We start from the raw sequence: 7,396 nt of genomic DNA, 5'->3' as shown, positions 1-7,396 counted from the left end.
CCTGGCGGGCGAGCGACTGGCGCCGCCACCACAGGCCGAAGATTCTCTGGGCCGCGCTCGGGAGAGGGGTACTGCGCGGAGGCGGGTGGTTCAACGGCTGCATGGAACGATTATCGAGGGCCGGCTGCGGTCAACCGGTCCGGAGGTACCTGGGGGCGATGCGCCGGCGCTGTCGGATACGAAGAAATCCCACAATACGAAACGAGATCGCGCAATTTGGAAAGCTTTTGGAGTTGTGCGACACTGCCGCCGCCTGAAAAAGTTCAACTTGACGGAGACAAGCATGGCAGCAAACCCGGAGTCATTCCTCGGTGCAGCGGCGAACGACGCCGATTCGCAGGAAACCCGCGAATGGCTGGACGCCCTGTCGGCGGTGATCGGTGCGGAAGGCGGTGAACGCGCGCATTTCCTGCTCGAACAGCTGATCGACCACGCACGGCAGGCCGGCATCGACGTGCCGTTCTCGGCGAACACGGCCTACGTCAACACCATCCCGGTCGACCAGGAGGAGCATTCCCCCGGCAATGTCGACATCGAGGAGCGGCTGCGCGCCTACATGCGCTGGAACGCGATGGCGATGGTGGTGAAGGCGAACCGCCTGCACCCGGCCGACGGCGGCGACCTGGGCGGCCACATCTCGTCGTTCGCGTCGCTCGCGACGATGTTCGGCACCGGCTTCAATCACTTCTGGCACGCCGAGAGTGAAGGGCATGGCGGCGACCTGCTCTACATCCAGGGCCACTCGTCGCCCGGCGTCTACGCCCGCGCCTACATGGAAGGCCGCCTCACCGAGGAGCAGTTGCTGAACTTCCGCCAGGAGGTCGACGGCAAGGGCATCTCGAGCTACCCGCATCCGAAGCTGATGCCCGAGTTCTGGCAGTTCCCGACCGTCTCGATGGGCCTGGGCCCGCTGATGGCGATCTACCAGGCGCGCTTCCTGAAGTACCTGCACGCCCGCGGCATCGCCAACACCGAGAACCGCAAGGTGTGGGTGTTCTGCGGCGACGGCGAGATGGACGAGCCCGAATCGCTGGGCGCCATCGGCCTGGCGGCGCGCGAGAAGCTCGACAACCTGATCTTCGTCGTCAACTGCAACCTGCAGCGCCTGGACGGCCCGGTGCGCGGCAACGGCAAGATCATCCAGGAGCTCGAAGGCGAGTTCCGCGGTGCCGGCTGGAACGTCATCAAGCTGCTGTGGGGCAGCTACTGGGATCCGCTGCTCGCCAAGGACAAGGACGGCATCCTGCGCAAGGTGATGATGGACACCGTCGACGGCGACTACCAGGCCTTCAAGGCGAACGACGGCGCCTTCGTGCGCAAGAACTTCTTCGGCCGCCATCCGAAGATGCTGGAGATGGTCGCGAAGATGAGCGACGACGAGGTCTGGCGCCTGCAGCGCGGCGGCCACGATCCGCACAAGGTGTATGCCGCCTACGACCGCGCGACCAAGCACAAGGGCCAGCCGACGGTGCTGCTGATCAAGACCGTCAAGGGCTTCGGCATGGGCAAGATCGGCGAGGGCAAGAACACCGCCCACCAGACCAAGAAGCTGGTCGACGAGGATGTGCGCGCCTTCCGCGACCGCTTCAACATCCCGATCCCCGACGACAAGCTGGCCGACATCCCGTTCTACAAGCCGGCCGACGACACGCCGGAGATGCAGTACCTGCACGCCCGCCGCCAGGCGCTGGGAGGCTACCTGCCGCACCGCCGCACCAAGGCCGACGAGCAGCTGAAGGTGCCTGATCTCGAGACCTTCAAGGCCGTGCTCGAGCCGACCGCCGAGGGCCGCGAGATCTCGACGACGCAGGCCTACGTGCGTTTCCTGACGCAGCTGCTGCGCGACAAGGAGCTCGGCCCGCGCGCGGTGCCGATCCTCGTCGACGAGGCGCGCACCTTCGGCATGGAAGGCCTGTTCCGCCAGATCGGCATCTACAACCCCGCGGGGCAGAACTACACGCCGGTCGACAAGGACCAGGTGATGTACTACCGCGAGGACAAGGCCGGCCAGATCCTGCAGGAAGGCATCAACGAGGCCGGCGGCATGAGCAGCTGGATCGCCGCGGCCACGTCGTACTCGACGAACAACCGCGTGATGGTGCCGTTCTACGTGTACTACTCGATGTTCGGCTTCCAGCGCATCGGCGACCTGGCCTGGGCGGCCGGCGACATGCAGGCGCGCGGCTTCCTGCTGGGCGGCACCTCGGGCCGCACCACGCTGAACGGCGAGGGCCTGCAGCATGAGGACGGCCACAGCCACATCCTGGCCGGCACGATCCCGAACTGCATCAGCTACGACCCGACCTTCGCGCACGAGGTCGGCGTGATCCTGCACCATGGCCTGAAGCGCATGGTGGAGAAGCAGGACAACGTCTACTACTACCTGACGCTGCTCAACGAGAACTACCCGATGCCGGGCCTGAAGGCTGGCACCGAAGAACAGATCATCAAAGGGATGTACCTGCTCGAAGAGGGCGCGAAGAAGACGCCGCGCGTGAACCTGCTCGGCTCGGGCACGATCCTGCGCGAGTCGATGGCCGCCAAGGAGCTGCTGAGCAAGGAGTGGGGCGTGTCGGCCAACGTCTGGAGCTGCCCGAGCTTCAACGAGCTGGCACGCGACGGGCAGGATTGCGAGCGCTGGAACCTGCTGCACCCGACCGAGAAGGCCCGCGTGCCGTTCGTCGCGCAGCAGCTCGACAAGTACGCCGGCCCGGTGATCGCATCGACCGACTACATGAAGAACTACGCCGACCAGATCCGCGCCTTCATCCCGAAGGGCCGCAGCTACAAGGTGCTGGGCACCGACGGTTTCGGCCGCAGCGATTTCCGCAGCAAGCTGCGCGAGCACTTCGAGGTGAACCGGCACTACATCGTCGTCGCGGCGCTGAAGGCGCTGGCCGACGAAGGGACGCTGCCGGCCGAGAAGGTGGCCGAGGCCATCAAGAAGTACGGCATCAACGCTGACAAGATCAACCCGCTGTACGCCTGAACGGCTACGCCACAAGAACACGCCGGAGACCCAGCATGGCATTGGTGGAAGTGAAAGTCCCCGACATCGGCGACTTCAAGGACGTCGAGATCATCGAACTGCTCGTGAAACCGGGCGACACGGTGAAGGCCGAGCAGTCGCTCGTCACGGTGGAGAGCGACAAGGCCTCGATGGAGATCCCGTCGTCGCACGCGGGCGTCGTGAAGGAGCTGAAGGTCAAGCTCGGCGACAAGATCAACGAGGGCAGCCTGCTGCTGGTGATCGAGGCGGCGGGCGGGGCCAACCCCGTTCGGGCTGAGCCTGTCGAAGCCCCTCGTGCCGCAGCACCGGCGCCCGTCGCGGCCGGCACTTCGACAAGCTCAGTCCCTTCGACAGGCTCAGGACAGTCGGGCACTTCGACAAGCTCAGTGCGAACGGAAGTGGTCGACGTGGTGATCCCCGACATCGGCGACTTCGACGAGGTCGCGGTGATCGAGGTCTTCATCAAGCCGGGCGATGCGGTCAAGGTCGAGCAGTCGCTGATCACGGTCGAGAGCGACAAGGCCTCGATGGAGATCCCGTCGTCGCATGCCGGCGTCGTGAAGGACCTGAAGGTGAAGGTCGGCGACAAGGTCAGGAAGGGCTCGCTGATCGCGACGGTGCAGGCCGCAAACTCCGTTCGGGCTGAGCCTGTCGAAGCCCCTGCGCAACCCGCGAGCAACCCTTCGACAAGCTCAGTCCCTTCGACAGGCTCAGGACAATCGGGCACTTCGACAAGCTCAGTGCGAACGGATGTTCCCGCGCACGACCCCTCGGTCCTGAAGACCGACCTGCCGCACGCCTCGCCCAGCATCCGCAAGTTCGCACGCGAACTCGGCGTGCCGCTGGAAGAGGTGAAGGGCAGCGGGCCGAAGGGCCGCATCACGCAGGACGACGTGCAGGCCTTCGTGAAGACCGTGATGGCCGGCGGCCAGCAGACCCGGGCGCAGGCGGCGAAGGCCCCGGCCGGCGGCGGTGCGGCTGCGGGCGCTGCAGGTGGCTCGGGCTTCCCCGGCCTGCTGCCGTGGCCGCAGGTCGACTTCACCAAGTTCGGCCCGGTCGAGCGCAAGGATCTCTCGCGCATCAAGAAGATCAGCGGCGCCAACCTGCATCGCAACTGGGTGATGATCCCGCACGTCACCAACCATGACGATGCCGACATCACCGAGCTCGAAGCCTTCCGCGTGCAGCTGAACAAGGAGAACGAGAAGTCGGGCGTCAAGGTCACGATGCTGGCCTTCCTGATCAAGGCCTGCGTCGCGGCGCTGAAGAAGTTCCCCGAGTTCAACGCCTCGCTCGACGGCGAGCAGCTGGTGCTGAAGCAGTACTTCCACATCGGTTTCGCGGCCGACACGCCGAACGGGCTGATGGTTCCGGTGATCCGGGATGCCGACAAGAAGGGCATCCTGCAGATCAGCAAGGAGATGAACGAGCTCGCCGGCAAGGCGCGCGAGGGCAAGCTGTCTCCGGCCGAGATGACCGGCGGCTGCTTCTCGATCAGCTCGCTGGGCGGCATCGGCGGCACCTACTTCACGCCGATCATCAACGCGCCGGAGGTCTCGATCCTCGGCGTGTGCAAGTCGGCGACGCGCCCGGTGTGGGACGGCAAGGCCTTCCAGCCGCGCCTGATCCTGCCGCTGAGCCTGAGCTGGGACCACCGGGTGATCGACGGCGCCTCGGCGGCGCGCTTCAACACCTACCTCGCGCAGATCCTGGCCGACTTCCGCCGCGTCCTGCTCTGAACGGAGCCACCCCATGACGACCGTGGTGGTGGTCCGCAAGGGAACCCAGGTGGCGCTCGCGTCCGACAGCCTCGTGACCTTCGGGGACACGCGGCTGGCGCATGGGTATGAAGAGAACGAGAAGCTGTTCCGCGTCGGCGATTCGTGGGTCGGCATGGCCGGCACCACGGCGCATTTCCCGGTGCTGCGGCGGGTGCTGAACAGCCTGCCGCCCGACGACCTGAAGCTGCACTCGCGCGACGAGGTGTTCGACACCTTCCTGAAGGTGCACCCGAAGCTGAAGGAGACCTTCTTCCTGAACCCGAAGGAAGAAGACGCCGACCCGTACGAGAGCTCGCAGTTCACGGCGCTGATCGCCAACGCGACCGGCATCTACGGCGTGTATTCGTACCGCGAGGTGTTCGAGTTCGACCGCTTCTGGGCGATCGGCTCGGGCCGTGCGTTCGCGCTGGGCGCGATGTACGGCGTGTACGGTGGCAAGCTGACCGCGCGCGAGATCGCCGAGCTGGGCGTGCGCGCCGGCTGCGAATTCGACAAGAACTCGGCCGGGCCGATCAAGGCCCACACGATCAAACTGAAGGCGAAAGACTGAGCATGGCACTGATCGACATCAAGGTCCCGGACATCGGCGACTTCAAGGACGTGGCCATCATCGAGCTGCTGGTCAAGCCCGGCGACACGGTGAAGGCGGAGCAGTCGCTGATCACGGTGGAGAGCGACAAGGCCTCGATGGAGATCCCGTCGTCGCATGCCGGCGTCGTGAAGGACGTCAAGGTGAAGGTGGGCGACGTGGTGAACCAGGGGTCGGTGATCCTGGCGCTGGAGGCCAGTGAATCCGTTCGGGCTGAGCCTGTCGAAGCCCCTGCTCAGGCAGCGAGCCCTTCGACAAGCTCAGGGCGAACGGAGAGTGGTGCGGGCACTTCGACAAGCTCAGTGCGAACGGAAGTGTTCTCCGGCACGGTCGACCTCGAATGCGACATGCTCGTGCTCGGCGCCGGCCCGGGCGGCTACTCGGCTGCCTTCCGCGCTGCCGACCTCGGCCTGAAGACGGTGATGATCGAGCGCTTCGCGACCCTCGGCGGCGTGTGCCTGAACGTCGGCTGCATTCCGTCGAAGGCGCTGCTGCACGTGGCGTCGGTGATGGACGAGGTCAAGCACTTCGATGCGCTGGGCATCGGCTTCCAGGCCCCGAGCGTCGATCTGGGCAAGCTGCTCAAGCACAAGGAAAAGGTCGTCGGCAAGCTGACCAACGGCCTGACCGCGATGGCCAAGATGCGCAAGGTGACGGTGGTGCAGGGCACGGCCGAGTTCGCCGATCCGCACCACATCACCGTGGCGCTCGCGAAGGGCGGCACGCAGACCATCCGTTTCAAGCGCGCGATCATCGCGGCCGGTTCCGAGGCGGTGAAGCTGCCATTCCTGCCGAAGGATGATCCGCGCGTCGTCACCTCGACCGGCGCGCTCGAACTGCGCCAGAACCCGAAGCGCATGCTGATCGTCGGCGGCGGCATCATCGGCCTGGAGATGGGCACGGTGTATTCGTCGCTCGGTGCGCGGCTCGACGTGGTCGAGATGCTGGACGGCCTGATGCAGGGCGCCGACCGCGACCTGGTGAAGGTGTGGCAGAAGATGAATGCGCCGCGCTTCGACAACATCATGCTGAAGACGAAGACCGTTGGTGCCGAGGCGACGAAGGACGGCATCCTGGTGCGTTTCGAGGGCGAGGGCGCGCCGAAGGAGCCGCAGCTGTACGACCTGGTGCTGCAGGCGGTGGGCCGCGTGCCCAACGGCAAGCGCATCGGTGCCGAGAAGGCCGGCGTGGTGGTCGGCGATCGCGGCTTCATCCCGGTGGACGTGCAGATGCGCACCAACGTGCCGCACATCTTCGCGATCGGCGACATCGTTGGCCAGCCGATGCTGGCGCACAAGGCGACGCATGAGGGGCATGTGGCGGCGGAAGTCGCGGCTGGCGAGCAACTGGGTGACGAGCATCTCGCCAAGGCCGAGTTCATCGCGCGCGTGATCCCGAGTGTGGCCTACACCGATCCGGAAGTGGCCTGGGTCGGCGTGACCGAGGACGAGGCGAAGGCCAAGGGGCTGAAGGTGAAGAAGGGCCTGTTCCCGTGGAACGCGTCGGGCCGTGCGATCGCGAACACCCGCGACGAGGGTTTCACGAAGCTGCTGTTCGACGAGACCACGCATGCGATCGTCGGCGGCGGCATCGTCGGCACGCATGCGGGCGACATGATCGGCGAGATTGCGCTGGCGATCGAGATGGGCGCGGATGCGGTGGACATCGGCCGCACGATCCATCCGCACCCGACGCTGGGCGAGACCATCGGGTTGGCGGCGGAGGCATTCGAAGGTGCCTGTACGGATCTGCCGCCGGTGAAGCGGTAGTTTGCTGTGTCTGCGTCTGCGTCTGCGTCTGTGCGGCAAAGGCGCGGGTGGGTAGGCTGTGGCTCGCCGGCCGGGTCGGTCATCGCCCCGGGGGCGATGACTCCCCTGCGCTGACTGGTTTCATGGCCCGTCGCCGAAACTCCCGTCACTCACTTCGTTCGTTGTGGTCAAACAGTCGGCGACAGTCAGTGCACGAAGCGTGCTGCGCACGCGGGCCATGAAACCAGCCAGCTCCGGCGACCCGTCC

At 65.9% G+C, this 7,396-nt stretch carries 4 protein-coding genes; all 4 read left to right on the top strand.

Going from position 1 to position 7,396, the window contains the following annotated elements:
- Positions 1–283 precede the first annotated feature (283 nt).
- From aceE to lpdA, 4 genes are read left to right on the top strand one after another with little or no spacing between them, the layout of a single operon-like run.
- Positions 284–2,989 (top strand): pyruvate dehydrogenase (acetyl-transferring), homodimeric type, encoded by a 2,706-nt coding sequence (gene aceE / locus AC1D01_RS14470; RefSeq protein ID WP_477867328.1) that lies wholly within the window; start codon positions 284–286, stop codon positions 2,987–2,989.
- Between the two features lie 35 nt (positions 2,990–3,024).
- Positions 3,025–4,749 carry a dihydrolipoyllysine-residue acetyltransferase gene (aceF, locus tag AC1D01_RS14465; protein ID WP_477867326.1) on the top strand — a complete coding sequence of 575 codons (1,725 nt, stop codon included), beginning with the start codon at positions 3,025–3,027 and terminating at the stop codon, positions 4,747–4,749.
- Positions 4,750–4,762: 13 nt separating this feature from the next.
- Positions 4,763–5,341: an Ntn hydrolase family protein gene (locus tag AC1D01_RS14460; protein WP_477867324.1), complete on the top strand. Its 579-nt coding sequence runs from the start codon at positions 4,763–4,765 to the stop codon at positions 5,339–5,341.
- A gap of 2 nt (positions 5,342–5,343) precedes the next feature.
- Positions 5,344–7,149, top strand: coding sequence for a dihydrolipoyl dehydrogenase (gene lpdA, locus AC1D01_RS14455; protein ID WP_477867322.1), 1,806 nt, complete (start codon positions 5,344–5,346; stop codon positions 7,147–7,149).
- The last annotated feature ends 247 nt before the right edge of the window (positions 7,150–7,396 follow it).

This window comes from Rhizobacter sp. P3_B12, from assembly GCF_056402895.1.
Note: the sequence above shows the minus strand (reverse complement) of the source record. Positions and strands in the feature narration are given on the sequence as shown.